Annotated in this window: 14 protein-coding genes and 1 pseudogene; 3 read left to right on the top strand and 12 right to left on the bottom strand. The window is 45.6% G+C overall.

Features of this window, described 5'->3' with window-relative positions:
• Positions 1–70 precede the first annotated feature (70 nt).
• On the bottom strand, positions 71–658 hold the full coding sequence (locus F7Y48_RS22595; RefSeq protein ID WP_005382520.1) for a YjaG family protein: 588 nt from the start codon (positions 656–658) through the stop codon (positions 71–73).
• A gap of 66 nt (positions 659–724) precedes the next feature.
• Here F7Y48_RS22595 and F7Y48_RS22590 point away from each other — a divergent pair, with 66 nt between their 5' ends.
• Together F7Y48_RS22590 and F7Y48_RS22585 are read left to right on the top strand one after the other, a co-directional pair.
• Positions 725–1,648 carry a D-2-hydroxyacid dehydrogenase gene (locus tag F7Y48_RS22590; protein ID WP_258506999.1) on the top strand — a complete coding sequence of 308 codons (924 nt, stop codon included), beginning with the start codon at positions 725–727 and terminating at the stop codon, positions 1,646–1,648.
• Between the two features lie 2 nt (positions 1,649–1,650).
• Positions 1,651–2,223 (top strand): uracil-DNA glycosylase family protein, encoded by a 573-nt coding sequence (locus F7Y48_RS22585; protein WP_258506996.1) that lies wholly within the window; start codon positions 1,651–1,653, stop codon positions 2,221–2,223.
• Positions 2,224–2,461: 238 nt separating this feature from the next.
• Here the strand turns inward: F7Y48_RS22585 and hemE are convergent, their stop codons facing one another.
• Together hemE and nudC are read right to left on the bottom strand one after the other, a co-directional pair.
• Entirely contained in the window at positions 2,462–3,529 is a 1,068-nt protein-coding gene (gene hemE / locus F7Y48_RS22580) for a uroporphyrinogen decarboxylase (protein ID WP_048625623.1), read from the bottom strand.
• A gap of 247 nt (positions 3,530–3,776) precedes the next feature.
• Positions 3,777–4,574 carry an NAD(+) diphosphatase gene (gene nudC, locus F7Y48_RS22575; RefSeq protein ID WP_006743187.1) on the bottom strand — a complete coding sequence of 266 codons (798 nt, stop codon included), beginning with the start codon at positions 4,572–4,574 and terminating at the stop codon, positions 3,777–3,779.
• A 177-nt stretch (positions 4,575–4,751) separates the two neighbouring features.
• On the opposite strand from nudC, the gene F7Y48_RS22570 reads away from it, so the two are divergent.
• Complete coding sequence (locus F7Y48_RS22570) at positions 4,752–5,243, top strand: Rsd/AlgQ family anti-sigma factor (RefSeq protein ID WP_031780615.1); 492 nt, start codon at positions 4,752–4,754, stop codon at positions 5,241–5,243.
• A 187-nt stretch (positions 5,244–5,430) separates the two neighbouring features.
• On the opposite strand, the gene rpoC is transcribed toward F7Y48_RS22570, so the two are convergent.
• From rpoC to F7Y48_RS22525, 9 genes and pseudogenes are all read right to left on the bottom strand, one after another.
• Positions 5,431–9,633: a DNA-directed RNA polymerase subunit beta' gene (gene rpoC / locus F7Y48_RS22565; RefSeq protein ID WP_005397277.1), complete on the bottom strand. Its 4,203-nt coding sequence runs from the start codon at positions 9,631–9,633 to the stop codon at positions 5,431–5,433.
• 103 nt (positions 9,634–9,736) lie between these two features.
• Positions 9,737–13,765, bottom strand: coding sequence for a DNA-directed RNA polymerase subunit beta (gene rpoB, locus F7Y48_RS22560; protein ID WP_005397275.1), 4,029 nt, complete (start codon positions 13,763–13,765; stop codon positions 9,737–9,739).
• A gap of 252 nt (positions 13,766–14,017) precedes the next feature.
• On the bottom strand, positions 14,018–14,386 hold the full coding sequence (rplL, locus tag F7Y48_RS22555; RefSeq protein ID WP_005397273.1) for a 50S ribosomal protein L7/L12: 369 nt from the start codon (positions 14,384–14,386) through the stop codon (positions 14,018–14,020).
• Between the two features lie 57 nt (positions 14,387–14,443).
• Positions 14,444–14,938: a 50S ribosomal protein L10 gene (gene rplJ, locus F7Y48_RS22550; RefSeq protein WP_005397270.1), complete on the bottom strand. Its 495-nt coding sequence runs from the start codon at positions 14,936–14,938 to the stop codon at positions 14,444–14,446.
• A 293-nt stretch (positions 14,939–15,231) separates the two neighbouring features.
• A complete protein-coding gene (gene rplA / locus F7Y48_RS22545) occupies positions 15,232–15,933 on the bottom strand; it encodes a 50S ribosomal protein L1 (protein WP_005384683.1) in 702 nt (233 codons plus the stop codon).
• A gap of 4 nt (positions 15,934–15,937) precedes the next feature.
• A complete protein-coding gene (rplK, locus tag F7Y48_RS22540; protein WP_005384682.1) occupies positions 15,938–16,366 on the bottom strand; it encodes a 50S ribosomal protein L11 in 429 nt (142 codons plus the stop codon).
• Positions 16,367–16,530: 164 nt separating this feature from the next.
• A complete protein-coding gene (gene nusG, locus F7Y48_RS22535) occupies positions 16,531–17,079 on the bottom strand; it encodes a transcription termination/antitermination protein NusG (RefSeq protein ID WP_005384681.1) in 549 nt (182 codons plus the stop codon).
• Positions 17,080–17,092: 13 nt separating this feature from the next.
• Positions 17,093–17,473: a preprotein translocase subunit SecE gene (gene secE / locus F7Y48_RS22530; protein WP_005397258.1), complete on the bottom strand. Its 381-nt coding sequence runs from the start codon at positions 17,471–17,473 to the stop codon at positions 17,093–17,095.
• Positions 17,474–17,739: 266 nt separating this feature from the next.
• Positions 17,740–17,860, bottom strand: a pseudogene (locus tag F7Y48_RS22525) (elongation factor Tu); the annotation flags it as partial.

Here is a 17,860-nt window from a genome sequence, read left to right as displayed (position 1 = left end):
GGCATAACCGCTCAAACGCCGCAAACAAAAAGGCATCCATTTAGGATGCCTTTTTCTATCTATTCAACGACTAAAGTGCGATACCGATGTTGCTCACACCTTCTTCACGTAACTCTTCACGTAAATCTTTAATCAAGCTGATGTCACGCTCTACCGCTTCACGCAGTGGACGGAAAATAGCCCACTGCACGTCCCATTCTTCACATACGGCTTCATTTTCTTTCTGATTGTCGTTGGTGATTGGCTCTGCACCTTGCGCTTGCTCTAGATCAGCAACGGTTTGTACCGACTGTTGGCTCACTTTAAGCATTGAATCGAAAAGGTAGTCGCGATCCAATAGGCCATGCAGTAACGTAGACAAACCCTGACACGCGTCCATCGCTGGGTAAACCCCGTAAAAATCGAACTCATCCGCACTTGGGAACAACTCTTCTAACTTCTCTAATTGACGTTCGAAGTTAATTTTCGCGTTCTTAACTGTCAAAATTTCCCATACACTATCAAGAATCGCTCGGTAAGCACGCGGGTCAGCAAATTCTGTGTTCTCACAAAACATCGCATAGTTTGGATACATGCGTTCACATAGACACGCCATAAAGGTAATTTGTTGCCAAGGTTCTAGTTTTTCTAAACGAACCTGAAGAGGATTCTTAAGCATAGTCACTCAATCATTGAAGAAAAAAACAGCGAAAGTGTACTTGATTCATCACAGGGAAAAAAGTTAATGCCGCATTCAAATCAGATTTTCCTGCTCTCAGAGCATCGTGACACCTACGAAACGTTATTGACGGAGAGAAAGCTACCAGATCTGAGTATCACTGATAAGCCAGAGGAAGCTCAAATAGTTCTTGCTGAACCGCCATTACTATCCAATAGATTAGACGAGTTTTCACAGCTTGGGTGGGTGCAATCCACGTTTGCCGGCGTCAATGCACTAATGCTACCTAACCTTCGTCAGGACTACACCCTGACCAATGTTCGAGGCATTTTTGGCCCTCTGATTGCCGAATATGTGCTGGGCTACAGTATTGCCCATTACCGCCACTTTGCCCGGTACCACCAGCAACAACAAAACAAACGATGGCAGCCTCATCTCTATACATCATTACAAAGTAAAACCATGGTGATTCTCGGTACTGGTAGCATTGGGTGTTATTTGGGCAATGCCGCTAAAGCAATGGGAATAAAAACCATCGGTATGAACCGCACAGGTATTCCGACCTCAGGTGGTGAATTTCATCAGACCTTTCATATCATTGAACTAAGTAAGGCATTTGAACAAGCCGACATTGTTGTGAATACCCTACCAAGTACACCGGAGACGCAACAGTTACTCAATCGTCAAACACTCAGCCAACTAAGTCAGGCGTTATTGTTTAACGTAGGTCGTGGCGACGTACTGGATGAGGCAGGGTTGCTCTTCGCTCTGAAAAACCGTTGGGTAGAACACGCCTTCTTAGATGTGTTTGAGCAAGAACCGTTATCGGTAGAACATCCGTTTTGGAAACTACCGCAAGTCACCATCACTCCACACATTGCTGCGCTGAGTTTTCCCGAGCAAGTCATCGAGATTTTTGCTGACAACTATCTACGCTGGCGCGATGGGTTTTCATTAAATTATCAAGTGGATTTCGAAAAGGGTTACTAAGAATGTCGTTAGACGAGCTATTGCAGCAAGTGAGGGCCTGTCAGATTTGCGCGGATGATTTACCTTTGGGTGCAAACCCTGTCGTACAAGCCGCAAAAGACGCACGCATCCTAATCATCGGACAAGCGCCGGGGACGCGTGTGCACAAAACCTCGATACCTTGGAATGACCCAAGTGGTGATCGATTACGCCAATGGCTCGATATCGACAAAGACGTTTTCTACGACCCAAATAAAATTGCCATTGTCCCAATGGGATTCTGTTATCCAGGCAAAGGGAACTCTGGTGATTTACCGCCTCGTAAAGAATGTGCGCCCACTTGGCATAAAAAGATTCTTGAGCAGCTGCCCAATATAGAGCTCACTCTACTAATTGGTCAGTACTCGCAGCAGTACTACCTGGCCAATAAGCCCAAAACACTCACGCAAACTGTTCAGCGATGGCAGGATTGGGAACCTGATTTTATCCCGCTTCCTCATCCTTCTCCACGTAATACATTGTGGTTAAAGAAGAATCCTTGGTTTGAATCTGAAGTCGTGCCATACCTTAAAAAACGCGTTCACTCGATGCTTTAGGTTACCCATGATCTAATTGCTTTTTTATCTGTACAAGAAAATGAGCACACAAACACAAACCGCTAAGCTGTTGTTTATAATAAGATTAAACAATAAGCGTACAGACTAAATAGTAATTAGATCATAGTAGGCCAAATGCTACTAGAGCTGTACAGCCTTGAGTTTCAGATAAAAAATTGAATTTTAGGTAAAAAAATACCGGCACTGAATGCCGGCATTTGATTGTAAAAAATCTAACTTACTTGTGGTATGGCTTCGATAGCTCGTGTACCGCTTCCACAAATACGCCCGCGTTTTCTGGCGGTACATCCAAGTGGATACCATGACCTAGGTTGAACACATGACCAGTACCCGTATCACCAAAGCCTTCTAGGATATCCGATACTTCTTCACGGATGCGCTCTGGCGAAGCGTAAAGCATTGATGGGTCCATGTTACCTTGCAGCGCCACCTTATCACCAATACGTGCTTTCGCGTCTGCAATGTTGATTGTCCAGTCTAGACCAACCGCATCACAGCCCGTTGCTGCGATTTGCTCAAGCCACATACCGCCATTCTTAGTAAACAGTGTGACTGGCACGCGACGACCATCGTTTTCACGAATCAGACCATCTACAATCTTGTGCATGTATTGCAGTGAGAACAGGTTGTAGTCACGAGGCGTCAGTACGCCACCCCATGTGTCAAATACCATTACCGATTGCGCACCCGCTTTAATTTGCGCGTTTAAGTACTCGATAACGCTATCTGCCAGCTTATCTAGAAGTAGGTGCAGAGTTTGTGGTTCCGCGTACATCATTTTCTTGATCTTGGTGAAGGCTTTAGAACTGCCACCTTCGATCATGTACGTAGCAAGAGTCCACGGGCTACCAGAGAAGCCAATTAACGGCACTTCACCCTTCAGGTCTTTACGGATCTGGCGCACTGCATTCATTACATATTGCAGTTCACCTTCAGGATCTGGCAAACCAATTTTTTCCACGTCAGCTTTGCATGTAATTGGGTTATCAAAAACAGGTCCTTCGCCCGCAGCAAAACGTAAACCAAGCCCCATTGCATCTGGAATCGTTAAGATGTCAGAGAATAAGATCGCGGCATCAAGAGGAAAACGGCGTAATGGTTGAAGTGTCACTTCGGATGCTAATTCTGCATTTCGACACAAAGACATGAAATCACCCGCTTCTGCACGAGTCGCTTTGTATTCTGGTAGGTAACGACCTGCCTGGCGCATCATCCATACTGGCGTGTAATCTACAGGCTCTTTTAAAAGCGCACGCAGATAACGATCATTTTTTAATTCAGTCATTCCGTAATTCCAACTGTTAGGCTTTCTGTGAAAGGGGGTATTCTATCACTGATTTAAGTCCAATAGCTGTGTGCTTTGCAACCTGGATCAAGTTATTAACTTTTAAATCAATGCTTAATTTGCACCCAATCGGTATCAGTGTTAAAAATTTGTTCGCTAGCGAAAACTACAATTATAAACTGAGTACCCAGTACTCAGCATCTCATAACGACATCTTACTTACCCCCTCCCTCTCGGAGGGTTTTTTTTATCTATTTATCAGATAATTAGAGTCAATATCTTGTAGCGTTTGTTCGATAAGCGCTCTTGCAATCGTTCCTTTAGGCGCAACAGGCGGCATCTCGTCAATACCAAACCATTGTGCATCAGATAACTCAGTGTAGTCTGGACTTAACTCTCCCGATTCATAGTCAGCTAAAAATCCCATCATCATACTCGATGGGAAAGCCCAAGGCTGGCTGCCAAAGTAACGAATATTTTTAACGAGAATTCCCGTTTCTTCATGAATTTCTCGAGCCACACACTCTTCTAATGTCTCACCGACTTCTAAGAAGCCAGCAATAACCGTATACATACCATTTCGATGCCTTGGATGTTGGGCTAATAAGATCTGATTTTCTTTACGTACAGCAACGATAATACACGGAAATATTCGAGGATAATGGAGGGTACGGCATTCGCCACACTGCATAGCTAGCTGGTTATTATTAAGAAAGTTTCTTCCACCGCACTGTGGGCAAAAACGCAGACTTTGCGTCATGTGCCCATACTGAACCGCTTTACTTAACAACATAAATAATGGCTCAGGAAAATGCAGGCAGTCACGCAGTGAGACTAATGGTAGATCATGCTCCAAATCAGACAAATTAAGCCACATGACGGGCGAACCAGAATACTCACCAATGGGTCTTGCACTCACTTCAGGCAGTGATAACTGCTCTGCAGACCCGAAAGGCACAGCACCATCCACCAGCCAAATTTCACTTCCTGCAACAACACACCAGTATGCATTTATCGCGCGGTTAACATCACCTTTTCTTAACATTACACCATCCCTTTGCTTGAAGTTCGTTCATTTTACTGGCAATCTAATTTCATACTAGAGTTTGTCGTTAAGTAAATTCGCACTCTAAATTCTAGTAAGGACAAGAGTTTGTAATAACTTTACTAACTTTGCTTTGCAAAGGATACGTTCGCCAACAGGCGATCAGATCATGAGGGCATGGTCATGCTAAAAAAATTCAAACAAACACAAGACCAGTGGGGTGGCTCAAGTGATGTCATTGATCACTGGTTAGAGACAAGACAATCCCTGATTGTTGAATATTGTAAGCTTGCAGCACTGCAACCTTGTTCGAAAACCAATGTTATTGAACTCCCATCTCCTTCCGAATTGCAGGATTTCTGTCAGCATCTCGTTGATTACATCTCCGAGGGCCATTTTAAAATCTATGACATGGTTATGGATCGCTGGAAAGCGACTGGCTTTGTCGTGACCAATGAAATCAATCAAACTTATGGTCAAATAGTCCTGACAACTGAACCACTATTGAACTTTAACGATAAGTACTCAGAAGTTACTGAAGATGATGAATTAGATGATTTCGATTCTGATATGTGTCTCATTGGCGAAATTCTTGAGACTCGATTTGAAGTCGAGGACTATCTGATACAGCAGATCGCAGAAAGTCTGTCTATGCCCCCAGGGGCTTAGTGTTTGCGAACATTCAGAGACTGAAGGATAGAAAAGACTGACGATCATCGTCGGTCTTTTTTGTTTCTAGCCTTAGCACTATTACCTTCTCTAAAAACCCTCTCGAAGAAAAAGGCAGGATAAAAACTAAAAAGGCACCCGAAGGTGCCTTTTTTCTTAAGCTTCTAACGATTACTCGTTAAATGGCTTACTCTTCAGAAGAGAAACCAGCGTTTAGAAGTGCCGCTAGGTTGTCCGTTGCTTGCTCAGCAGAAGGACCATCTTGCGCTTCAGAACGTTTAGCTTGACGCTCTTGGTGGTATGCGAAACCAGTACCAGCTGGGATCAGACGACCAACAATTACGTTCTCTTTCAGACCACGTAGGTCGTCACGCTTACCAGAAACTGCTGCTTCTGTTAGTACGCGAGTTGTCTCCTGGAACGATGCCGCAGAGATGAACGACTCAGTCGCTAGAGATGCTTTAGTGATACCTAGTAGTTCACGTTCGAAACGTGCAGGCTCTTTGCCTTCAGCTTCTAGGTTACGGTTAGCAATCTTAACTTGTGAGTACTCAATCTGCTCACCAGGTAGGAACTCAGAGTCACCAGAGTGAGTAATAGTACACTTACGTAGCATCTGACGAACGATAGTTTCAATGTGCTTATCGTTAATCTTAACGCCTTGTAGACGGTAAACTTCCTGTACTTCGTTAGCAATGTACTGCGTTACCGCGTGTACGCCACGTAGACGTAGGATGTCGTGTGGAGACTCTGGACCATCTGCGATCACGTCACCACGTTCAACTTTTTCACCTTCGAATACGTTCAACTGACGATGCTTAGGAATCATCTCTTCGTAAGCTTCACCGCTTTCACGTGTGATCACTAAGCGACGTTTACCTTTGGTCTCTTTACCGAAGCTCACAGTACCTGTGTGCTCAGCAAGGATTGCAGGCTCTTTCGGCTTACGTGCTTCAAATAAGTCAGCAACTCGTGGAAGACCACCGGTGATATCTTTGTTACCGCCAGACTTCTGAGGAATACGTGCTAGTGTCGCACCAACACCTACTGCTGCGCCATCTTCGATGTTTACAATCGCTTTACCAGGTAGGAAGTAGTGAGCTGGCATATCAGTACCAGGGATCATTACATCGTTACCTTGCTCGTCAACAAGTTTGATAGCTGGACGCATATCTTTACCTGCTGAAGGGCGAGCTGCTGGGTCAGTTACTTCGCTTGAAGATAGACCAGTTAGGTCATCAGTTTGACGAGATACTGTTACGCCGTCGATCATATCTACGAACTGGATGCGACCAGCTACCTCAGTAATGATAGGTAGTGTGTGCGCTTCCCAGTTTGCAACTGTTTCGCCAGCTTGAACTGTATCGCCATCGCCTTTGCTTAGTAGCGTACCGTAAGGCAGTTTGTGTTTCTCTTTCGTACGACCAAACTCATCAATAATAGTTAGCTCTGTCGCACGAGAAGTGATAACGATCTTACCGTCATCTGCTAGTACAGATTTAGCGTTGTGTAGCTTGATAGAACCGTTGTTCTTAACTTGAACACTGTTCTCTGCCGCTGCTGTCGATGCCGCACCACCGATGTGGAACGTACGCATGGTAAGCTGTGTACCTGGTTCACCGATAGACTGAGCAGCGATAACACCTACTGCTTCACCTTGGTTCACTAGGTGGCCACGTGCTAGGTCACGACCGTAACACTGTGCACAACAACCGAAGTCAGAATCACACGTTACTACAGAGCGCACTTTCATGCTGTCTACTGAGTTCTCTTCCATGATTTGACACCACTTCTCATCGATCAGGGTGTTACGTGGAATAAGAACGTCTTCAGTGCCAGGTTTTAATACGTCTTCAGCAACAACACGACCAAGAGCAAGCTCAGAAAGTGCAACTTTAACATCACCACCCTCGATGTGAGGCATCATGTCAACACCCTCGTGAGTGCCACAGTCATGTTCAGTTACAACAACATCTTGAGCAACGTCTACCAGACGACGAGTTAGGTAACCCGAGTTCGCTGTTTTCAGTGCCGTATCCGCAAGACCCTTACGAGCACCGTGCGTTGAGATAAAGTACTGAAGTACGTTTAGACCTTCTTTAAAGTTCGCTGTGATCGGCGTTTCGATGATTGAACCATCTGGACGCGCCATCAGACCACGCATACCCGCAAGCTGACGAATCTGTGCTGCAGAACCACGAGCGCCCGAGTCCGCCATCATGTAGATGCTGTTGAATGACTCTTGCTGTTCCTCTTCACCGTCACGGTTAACTACCGTTTCAGATGAAAGGTTTTCCATCATTGCTTTCGCAACACGGTCGTTGGTCGATGCCCAGATATCGATAACTTTGTTGTAGCGTTCGCCCGCAGTAACAAGACCTGATTGGTACTGTTCCTGGATTTCACGTACTTCTTCTTCCGCTTCTGCGATTTCAGTGTACTTAGCTGCTGGTACAACCATATCGTCGATACCAACAGATACACCAGAAAGTGCCGCGTACGCGAAACCGGTGTACATGATTTGGTCAGCGAAGATTACTGTGTCTTTCAGACCTAGTTTACGGTACGCCTCGTTAAGTAGGTTAGAGATTTGCTTCTTACCTAGCTTTTGGTTAACGATGCTGTACGGTAGACCAGCTGGCACGATTTGCCATAGCATTGCACGACCAACAGTGGTGTCTACCATCTTGGTTTCTGTAGTGCTGTTGCCGTCTTCGTCTACAACAGTTTCTGTAATACGTACTTTAACGCGTGCGTGAAGCTCAGCTTGTTTAGTGCGGTATGCTTTCTCAGCCTCTTCTGGGCCAGAAAGGTACATGCCTTCACCTTTCACGTTGATCTTTTCACGAGTCATGTAGTACAGACCCAATACAACGTCCTGAGAAGGTACGATGATCGGATCACCTGACGCTGGCGACAGAATGTTGTTTGTCGACATCATCAGAGTACGAGCTTCAAGCTGTGCCTCTAGAGTTAGAGGTACGTGAACCGCCATTTGGTCACCATCGAAGTCCGCGTTGTACGCCGCACATACAAGTGGGTGTAGCTGAATCGCTTTACCTTCGATTAGTACTGGTTCGAACGCCTGGATACCGAGACGGTGAAGTGTCGGTGCACGGTTCAATAGTACTGGGTGTTCACGGATTACTTCGTCTAGGATATCCCAAACGACCGCTTCTTCACGCTCTACCATTTTCTTAGCAGCTTTGATTGTAGTCGCAAGACCACGAGTCTCTAGCTTGCTGTAGATGAATGGTTTGAATAGCTCAAGTGCCATCTTCTTAGGAAGACCACACTGGTGTAGACGAAGGTATGGACCTACTGTGATTACAGAACGGCCAGAGTAGTCTACACGTTTACCTAGAAGGTTCTGACGGAAACGACCTTGTTTACCCTTGATCATATCAGCAAGAGATTTCAGAGGACGCTTGTTAGAACCTGTGATCGCACGACCACGACGACCGTTATCTAGTAGCGCATCAACAGACTCTTGCAGCATACGTTTTTCGTTACGTACGATGATGTCCGGAGCAGCTAGCTCTAGAAGACGCTTCAAACGGTTGTTACGGTTGATCACACGACGGTATAGATCGTTAAGATCAGAAGTCGCAAAGCGACCGCCATCTAGAGGTACTAGAGGACGTAGATCTGGCGGAAGTACTGGAAGTACTGTTAGGATCATCCACTCTGGGTTGTTACCCGATGCGATGAACGCTTCTACCAGCTTAAGACGCTTAGTTACTTTCTTACGCTTAGTTTCAGAGTTTGTTGTCTCTAACTCTTCACGCATTTGTTCTGCTTCAGCGTGCATATCCATAGAACCTAGTAGGTCCTTGATAGCTTCCGCACCCATCTTAGCAGTGAACTCGTCGCCCCACTCTTCTAGACGATCTAGATACTCTTCTTCAGTAAGCATCTGACCTTTTTCTAGATCAGTCATACCAGGCTCTGTTACTACGTACATTTCGAAGTACAGAACACGTTCGATATCACGTAGAGGGATATCCATCAGTAGACCGATACGAGACGGTAGCGATTTTAGGAACCAGATGTGAGCTACTGGTGAAGCCAGTTCAATGTGGCCCATACGGTCACGACGAACTTTAGTTTGTGTAACTTCTACACCACACTTCTCACAGATAACACCACGGTGCTTCAGGCGCTTGTACTTACCACAAAGACATTCGTAGTCTTTAACTGGACCAAAGATACGCGCACAGAACAAACCATCGCGTTCAGGTTTGAACGTACGATAGTTGATCGTTTCAGGTTTTTTAACTTCACCAAAAGACCATGAACGGATCATGTCTGGTGAAGATAGACCGATTTTGATTGCATCAAATTCTTCGGTCTTATGCTGTGCTTTTAGAAAGTTTAATAAGTCTTTCACAATCAGCTCCTGTAAGGAGTTAAAAGGAGCTCACTCGCTAAAGTGAGCACCTTCTTCCAAATAATCGCTTTGATTCTCTCGACTTTCATCAAGAGAGAAAGGATTACTCTTCGTCTTCTAGCTCGATGTTGATACCTAGCGAGCGGATCTCTTTCAACAGTACGTTGAACGATTCTGGCATGCCAGGTTCCATGCTGTGGTTACCGTCTACGATGTTCTTGTACATCTTAGTACGGCCGTTAACGTCATCCGACTTAACCGTTAGCATTTCTTGTAGCGTGTAAGCAGCACCGTATGCTTCTAGTGCCCATACTTCCATCTCACCGAAACGCTGACCACCGAACTGAGCTTTACCACCTAGTGGCTGCTGAGTTACTAGGCTGTACGAACCAGTTGAACGAGCGTGCATCTTGTCATCAACAAGGTGGTTCAGTTTCAGCATGTACATGTAACCAACAGTTACAGGACGCTCAAACGCATCACCTGTGCGACCATCAAATAGCGTTAGCTGACCTGATGTTGGTAGATCTGCTAGCTCAAGAAGTGCTTTGATTGACTCTTCTGGAGCACCATCAAATACAGGAGTCGCGATAGGTAGACCGCCACGCAAGTTCTTGATCAGAGTACGTACTTCATCATCAGATAGAGAAGCAATGTCTACTTTCTGGCGAGTGTCGCCTAGGTCGTAAACTTTTTGTAGGAACTCACGGAATTTCGCTAGTTCTTGCTGCTCTTTAACCATCTGGTTGATCTTGTCACCGATACCTTTCGCTGCCAGACCTAAGTGTACTTCTAGGATCTGACCGATGTTCATACGCGAAGGTACACCCAGTGGGTTAAGTACGATGTCTACAGGCTGACCTTTTTCATCGTATGGCATGTCTTCAACAGGGTTGATCTTAGAGATTACACCCTTGTTACCGTGACGACCCGCCATCTTATCACCAGGCTGAATGCGACGTTTAACCGCTAGGTAAACCTTAACGATCTTCAGTACGCCAGGTGCTAAATCATCACCTTGAGTGATCTTACGACGTTTAGTTTCGAACTTCTTATCGAAGTCAGCTTTTAGCTCGTCCCACTGCTCAGCAAGTTGCTCAAGCTGAGTTTGTAGTGCGTCATCTTCTAGCGTTAGCTCTAGCCACTTCTTACGATCAGTCGTGTCTAGTTTCGCTTCAGAGTAACCGCCTTCAATCAATACAGCTTTAACACGGTTTAGAAGGCCACCCTCAAGAATCTGGAATTCTTCAGTTAGGTCTTTCTTCGCTTCTTTAAGCTGCATCTGTTCGATTTCAAGCGCACGCTTGTCTTTCTCTACGCCATCGCGAGTGAAGACTTGAACGTCGATGATCGTACCTGATACAGAGTTAGGTACACGTAGTGAAGTATCTTTAACATCAGATGCTTTTTCACCGAAGATAGCACGTAGTAGCTTCTCTTCAGGCGTTAGCTGAGTTTCACCTTTAGGTGTTACTTTACCAACTAGGATGTCGCCACCCTTAACTTCAGCACCGATGTAAACGATACCTGACTCGTCTAGTTTAGACAGAGCAGATTCACCTACGTTTGGAATATCAGCTGTGATCTCTTCAGAGCCCAGCTTAGTATCACGCGCCACGCAAGTAAGTTCTTGAATGTGGATTGTCGTGAAGCGGTCTTCTTGAACTACGCGCTCAGATACTAAGATCGAGTCTTCGAAGTTGTAACCGTTCCAAGGCATGAACGCGATACGCATGTTTTGACCAAGTGCTAGCTCACCTAGGTCTGTCGAAGGACCATCAGCAAGCACGTCACCGCGTGATACAGGTTCACCTGGCATCACACATGGGCGCTGGTTAATACATGTGTTTTGGTTAGAACGTGTGTATTTAGTCAGGTTGTAGATGTCGATACCAGCTTCACCTGGTACTAGCTCTTCTTCGTTAACTTTAACAACGATACGAGACGCATCTACTGACTGGATTACACCACCACGTTTCGCAACTGCAGTTACACCTGAGTCAACGGCTACGTTACGTTCAATACCAGTACCAACAAGCGGTTTGTCCGCTTTCAGTGTTGGAACTGCCTGACGTTGCATGTTCGCACCCATCAATGCACGGTTCGCATCATCGTGTTCTAGGAACGGGATAAGCGATGCAGCGATAGATACAACCTGGTTTGTCGCAACGTCCATGTACTGAGCGTGCTCACGAGGGTGTAGACCAGATTCACCTTTCTGACGAGCTGTGATCAGCTCATCTGCAAAAGTACCATCTTCGTTTAGCTTAGCGTTCGCCTGAGCGATAACGAATTGGCCTTCTTCGATTGCAGATAGGTAATCTACTTCGTCTGTTACTACGCCATCTACAACGCGACGGTATGGTGTCTCTAGGAAACCGTACTCGTTACAACGCGCAAACGCAGATAGAGAGTTGATCAGACCGATGTTTGGACCTTCAGGCGTTTCGATAGGACATAGACGACCGTAGTGAGTTACGTGTACGTCACGTACTTCGAAGCCAGCACGTTCACGAGTTAGACCGCCAGGACCCAATGCAGAAATACGACGCTTGTGCGTTACTTCTGATAGCGGGTTGTTTTGGTCCATGAACTGTGAAAGCTGTGAAGAGCCAAAGAATTCTTTAACTGCCGCAGAAATTGGCTTCGCGTTGATCAAGTCTTGAGGCATGATTGCGTCAAGATCGCCTAGGCTTAGACGCTCTTTAACTGCACGCTCAACACGTACTAGACCTACACGGAACTGGTTCTCAGCCATTTCGCCTACAGAACGGATACGACGGTTGCCTAGGTGGTCGATATCGTCCACTTCGCCCTTACCGTTACGGATCGCGATCAGCTTCTTCATCACTTCGATGATATCAGTTTCATCAAGTGTGCCTTGCTCTTGAGCATCTTCACGGCCGATAGAGCTGTTGAACTTCATACGACCAACAGTCGATAGATCGTAACGCTCTTCAGAGAAGAATAGGCTTTCGAATAGAGCTTCTGCAGCTTCTTTTGTTGGCGGCTCACCAGGGCGCATCATGCGGTAGATTTCTACCAATGCAGAAATACGATCAACCGTGCTGTCGATACGTAGTGTTTCTGACATGAATGGACCGTGGTCTAGATCGTTCGTAAATAGAACTTCTAGCGCTTTGTGGCCAGCCTGAGATAGGTTCGCTAGTGCTTCCAGGCTGATTTCCTGGTTAGCGTTAACAATGATCTCGCCAGTTGCTTCATTGATGTAATCTTTTGATGCAACTTTACCTACGATGTACTCAACTGGTACTTCGATGTGATCAACACCATCTTTTTCTAGTTGGCGGATATGACGAGCTGTTACGCGACGACCTTGCTCAACGTAAACTTTACCATTCGCTTCGATGTCGAACGACGCAGTTTCACCACGTAGACGATCTGGAACCAACTCCATCAATAGAGTTTGGTCTTTCACTTCGAAGTTCACTTTCTCGAAGAAGAGATCTAGGATTTCTTCTGTCGACTTACCTAGTGCACGAAGGATGATCGATGCTGGTAGCTTACGACGGCGGTCGATACGAACGTACAAGTTATCCTTAGGATCAAACTCGAAATCAAGCCATGAACCACGGTAAGGAATAACACGTGCGTTGTATAAAACTTTACCTGAAGAGTGGGTCTTACCCTTATCGCTGTCGAAGAACACGCCTGGGCTTCGGTGCAGCTGGGATACGATAACCCTCTCGGTACCGTTAATTACGAAGGTACCATTGTCTGTCATGAGTGGAATTTCACCCATGTAGACTTCTTGTTCTTTAATGTCTTTTACAGTACCTGCTGGCGCGTCTTTATCAAAGATAACTAGGCGTAGTTTTACACGTAGTGGCTTTGAGTAAGTTACACCGCGGATTTGACATTCTTTAACGTCAAAAACTGGCTCACCAAGACGGTAGCTAACGTATTGCAGCTCAGAATTGCCGTTGTAGCTCTGAATCGGGAATACAGAACGGAAAGCGGCTTCAAGACCGTATTGACCTTCAGGATCCTGTTCGATGAATTTGTCGAACGAATCGAGCTGGATCGATAGCAGGTATGGAATGTCCAAAACTTGTGGACGAGTACCAAAGTCCTTACGGATGCGCTTTTTCTCGGTATAAGAGTAAACCATGGGGTTCCTCAGCTCGCTGATAAGTGACCCAAACTGTCCGCCCGCTCCTAGTTACTTAAGGGGGGTAAGGGACAGTGACTAATATAGCTGTTTACTGTAGTGACATTTCATTTCGTAAGAATGAAATGTTTTTTGCATGGATATCAGGCGCTTAAACAGCGGGAAAATTCGCCTATACCCTACAGCGCAAAAAGGCCGGTGGTTAAAAAACCACCAGCCAATTAGCCGTTAGGCTAAGAAACTATGCAATAATTACTTAACAGCAACAGTTGCACCAGCTTCTTCTAGCTGAGCTTTAAGAGCTTCAGCTTCTGCTTTCTCAACACCTTCTTTAAGAGGTGCTGGAGCGCCGTCTACAAGAGCTTTAGCTTCTTTAAGACCTAGGCCAGTTGCGCCACGTACTGCTTTGATTACAGCAACTTTGTTACCGCCAGCAGCTTCTAGGATTACGTCGAATTCAGTTTGCTCAGCAGCAGCTTCGCCGCCAGCAGCGCCGCCAGCTACAACAGCAGCAGCAGCAGAAACACCGAATTTCTCTTCCATTGCTTCGATTAGTTCAACAACTTGCATTACAGACATTTCTGCAACTGCGTCTAGGATTTGCTCGTTAGTAATAGACATAACAATTCTCTTTTAAGTCAACAATAAGTTTATTAAGCAACCAGTAAAAAGCAAGGCTTATGCCGCTGCTTCTTGTTTTTGATCGCGGATAGCTGCGATAGTACGCGCCAGCTTGCCAGCCGAAGCTTCTTTCATGCACATCATTAGGCGTGCAATTGCTTCGTCGTAAGTTGGTAGTGTTGCTAGTACTTCAGCGTCAGTTAAAGCGCCTTCATAAGCAGCAGCTTTGATCTCGAAATCTTTGTTCTCTTTAGCGAAGTCTTTGAAAAGACGCGCTGCAGCACCTGGGTGCTCGTTAGAGAATGCGATTAGTGTAGGACCAGTGAAAGTGTCAGTTAGACACTCGTACTCAGTACCTTCAACCGCACGACGAGCAAGAGTGTTACGAACAACTCTCATGTAAACGCCAGCTTCACGAGCTTGTTTACGTAGAGAAGTCATCGCGCCAACTTGAACGCCACGAGAATCAGCTACAACTGCAGAAAGTGCACCACTGGCAGCTTCGTTGACTTCAGCAACAATTGCTTTTTTGTCTTGAAGGTTTAAAGCCATCTTGGATTTACTCCTGGTTGTCGTTACACCACTCACTATCATCACGACAGTGAGAGCTATTGAGGTGCTTCCCCAGAAGAAAGTTAACTATATTACATAGAGCTTTCTGTCAGTTCGGGCACCATCTACGTAGGATAATTAAGTTTGCTTTTACACAAACACCTACGGTCTTGGACGGAGACTGGGTCTTAATTCATTTCGAACTAGGAGACAGTTCAAAGAACCAAAGTTCAGCCCCAACCACAAATATTAGGCGCAAAATTATACACTAATTTTGCGCCTAAGCAAATAAATTATGCTTGAGTGTTCAGGCTAGCCTGATCAACAGCAACACCAGCACCCATAGTAGTAGAGATGCTTACTTTCTTCAGGAAAGTACCTTTCGCTGAAGATGGCTTAGCTTTCTTCAGAGCAACTAGAAGTGCTTCTAGGTTCTCTTTGATCTGCTCAGCAGAGAAGTTTGCTTTACCGATAGTAGTGTGGATGATGCCGTTTTTGTCGTTACGGTAACGAACCTGACCAGCTTTAGCGTTTTTAACCGCTTCAGCAACGTTAGGAGTTACAGTACCAACTTTAGGGTTTGGCATAAGACCGCGAGGACCTAGGATAGTACCTAGTTGACCTACAACGCGCATTGCATCTGGAGAAGCAACAACTACGTCAAAGTTCATTTCGCCTTTCTTAACTTGCTCAGCAAGATCTTCCATACCTACGATGTCTGCGCCAGCTTCTTTAGCTGCTTCAGCGTTAGCACCTTGAGTGAACACTGCAACGCGGATTTCGCGGCCAGTACCGTGAGGTAGTACAGTTGCACCACGTACGTTCTGGTCAGATTTACGAGCATCAATGCCTAGGTTAACAGCAACGTCTACAGACTCAACGAATTTCGCAGTCGCTAGTTCTTGAAGAAGAGCAACAGCTTCGTTGATTTCGTATTCTTTAGTTACGTCAACTTTTTCGCGGATTACGCGCATGCGCTTAGTTAGTTTTGCCATCTTATTAACCCTCTACCACTAGGCCCATTGAACGAGCAGTACCAGCGATAGAACGCTTCATCGCTTCGATGTCAGCACCAGTCATATCAGCAGCTTTAGTTTCTGCGATTTCTTGGATTTGAGCGTCAGTTACAGTACCAACTTTTTCAGTGTTTGGACGACCTGAACCAGACTTAACGCCAGCAGCTTTCTTAAGAAGAACTGCAGCAGGTGGAGTCTTAGTTACGAACGTGAAAGAACGGTCGCTGTATACTGTGATAACTACTGGAGTTGGTAGACCTTTCTCAATAGATTCTGTTTTTGCGTTGAACGCTTTACAGAATTCCATGATGTTCACACCGTGTTGACCTAGTGCAGGACCTACTGGTGGACTAGGGTTAGCCATACCAGCAGCAACTTGTAGCTTGATGTAAGCTTCAACTTTCTTAGCCATGATAATTCCTAAGTTTGGGTACAAACGCTAATCGCGGATCAGCTCCCCGTTTGTGTAAGAAACTTTTTACTTCACTTGAAGTAAAAAGGCGCGAAATTATAGTCATAATCCGCGCCTTATACAACCCTAAAAAGGTGATTTTTTATACTCTTTAACGAAGAGTCTTAGTCCAGCTTTTCAACCTGACCAAATTCAAGCTCAACTGGTGTCGCACGACCAAAGATCGAGACAGACACTTTCAGGCGGCTCTTCTCGTAATCCACTTCTTCAACAGTACCGTTGAAGTCAGCAAATGGACCTTCGTTAACACGTACCACTTCACCCGCTTCGTACATTGTACGTGGACGAGGCGCTTCACTCGCTTTCTCAAGACGATTAAGAATCGCGTCAGCCTCTTTATCCGTGATAGGTGCCGGACGGTCTGAGGTACCACCAATGAAGCCCATGACACGCGGCACACTGCGTACTAGGTGCCATGATTCATCGTTCATAATCATCTGAACAAGGACGTAGCCTGGGAAGAACTTACGCTCAGATTTGCGACGCTGACCCGCGCGCATTTCCACTACTTCTTCAGTAGGAACCAGTACTTCACCGAATAGCTCTTCCATGCCGTGCATTTTGATATGCTCGCGCAGAGATTGAGCTACACGACCTTCAAATCCAGAGAAGGCTTGAACCACATACCAGCGTTTTTTTGGAGCTTCACTCATGAATAAAAACCCTCTATACCCCAGTTGCTAGAGCTACTAGACGAACCATAATTCCGTCAATACCCCATAGCACTAGAGCCATTACAATACTTACAGCTAAAACGATCAGTGTTGTTTGCATGGTTTCTTGGCGAGTAGGCCAAACAACTTTACGTACTTCCATACGCGATTCTTTTGCAAAACTGATCGCTGCTTTACCTTTAGTCGTTGTTGCTGCAACGCCTAAGGCAGCTGCAATAAGAACAACAACGCCTGCAGCACGAACCACTACAGACATTTCACCATACAGGTAATTACCCACAACAGCGGCAGCTGCCAATACGAAAGCGGCTAACCACTTAAACGTATCTGCTGCGTTTGAGCTATCAGGAGTTTCAGCATTATTTGCTTTCATAAAACCAACCTGTTACAAGTCTTAATATAGACGACAACAACCCCGCTGTTGCAGGGCAAACTCCATATCGCTGAAAAAATCAGCGTACTCTTCTTAAGATTAAGCATCTTTGCTTAATCTTGCTCTGCGCCCAACCCACTTCTGAACAAGAAAACAGCAAAAATAATGTTGAGTGCAGAAAAAGGGCATCAAATGATGCCCTTTTTGCTACTGGTTCGTCAAATCTAATTCAAGATTTTCCGAAAGCATCGCTAATTCGCTATGAATTAGTCGAAGATCTTAGCAACAACACCAGCACCTACTGTACGGCCACCTTCACGGATCGCGAAACGTAGACCTTCGTCCATTGCGATTGGTGCGATTAGCTCAACAGTCATCTGTACGTTG

It is taken from the genome of Vibrio sp. 2-1-2a, from assembly GCF_032648565.1.
GTDB lineage: Bacteria > Pseudomonadota > Gammaproteobacteria > Enterobacterales > Vibrionaceae > Vibrio > Vibrio diabolicus.
This window is presented reverse-complemented; position numbering and strand designations above follow the sequence as displayed.

Coding starts and splice junctions, on each gene's coding strand:
- F7Y48_RS22595 (WP_005382520.1), bottom strand. CDS start 658: ATGCTTAAGAATCCTCTTCAGGTTCGTTTAGAAAAACTAGAACCTTGG.
- F7Y48_RS22590 (WP_258506999.1), top strand. CDS start 725: ATGCCGCATTCAAATCAGATTTTCCTGCTCTCAGAGCATCGTGACACC.
- F7Y48_RS22585 (WP_258506996.1), top strand. CDS start 1,651: ATGTCGTTAGACGAGCTATTGCAGCAAGTGAGGGCCTGTCAGATTTGC.
- hemE (WP_048625623.1), bottom strand. CDS start 3,529: ATGACTGAATTAAAAAATGATCGTTATCTGCGTGCGCTTTTAAAAGAG.
- nudC (WP_006743187.1), bottom strand. CDS start 4,574: ATGTTAAGAAAAGGTGATGTTAACCGCGCGATAAATGCATACTGGTGT.
- F7Y48_RS22570 (WP_031780615.1), top strand. CDS start 4,752: ATGGTCATGCTAAAAAAATTCAAACAAACACAAGACCAGTGGGGTGGC.
- rpoB (WP_005397275.1), bottom strand. CDS start 13,765: ATGGTTTACTCTTATACCGAGAAAAAGCGCATCCGTAAGGACTTTGGT.
- rplL (WP_005397273.1), bottom strand. CDS start 14,386: ATGTCTATTACTAACGAGCAAATCCTAGACGCAGTTGCAGAAATGTCT.
- rplJ (WP_005397270.1), bottom strand. CDS start 14,938: ATGGCTTTAAACCTTCAAGACAAAAAAGCAATTGTTGCTGAAGTCAAC.
- rplA (WP_005384683.1), bottom strand. CDS start 15,933: ATGGCAAAACTAACTAAGCGCATGCGCGTAATCCGCGAAAAAGTTGAC.
- rplK (WP_005384682.1), bottom strand. CDS start 16,366: ATGGCTAAGAAAGTTGAAGCTTACATCAAGCTACAAGTTGCTGCTGGT.
- nusG (WP_005384681.1), bottom strand. CDS start 17,079: ATGAGTGAAGCTCCAAAAAAACGCTGGTATGTGGTTCAAGCCTTCTCT.
- secE (WP_005397258.1), bottom strand. CDS start 17,473: ATGAAAGCAAATAATGCTGAAACTCCTGATAGCTCAAACGCAGCAGAT.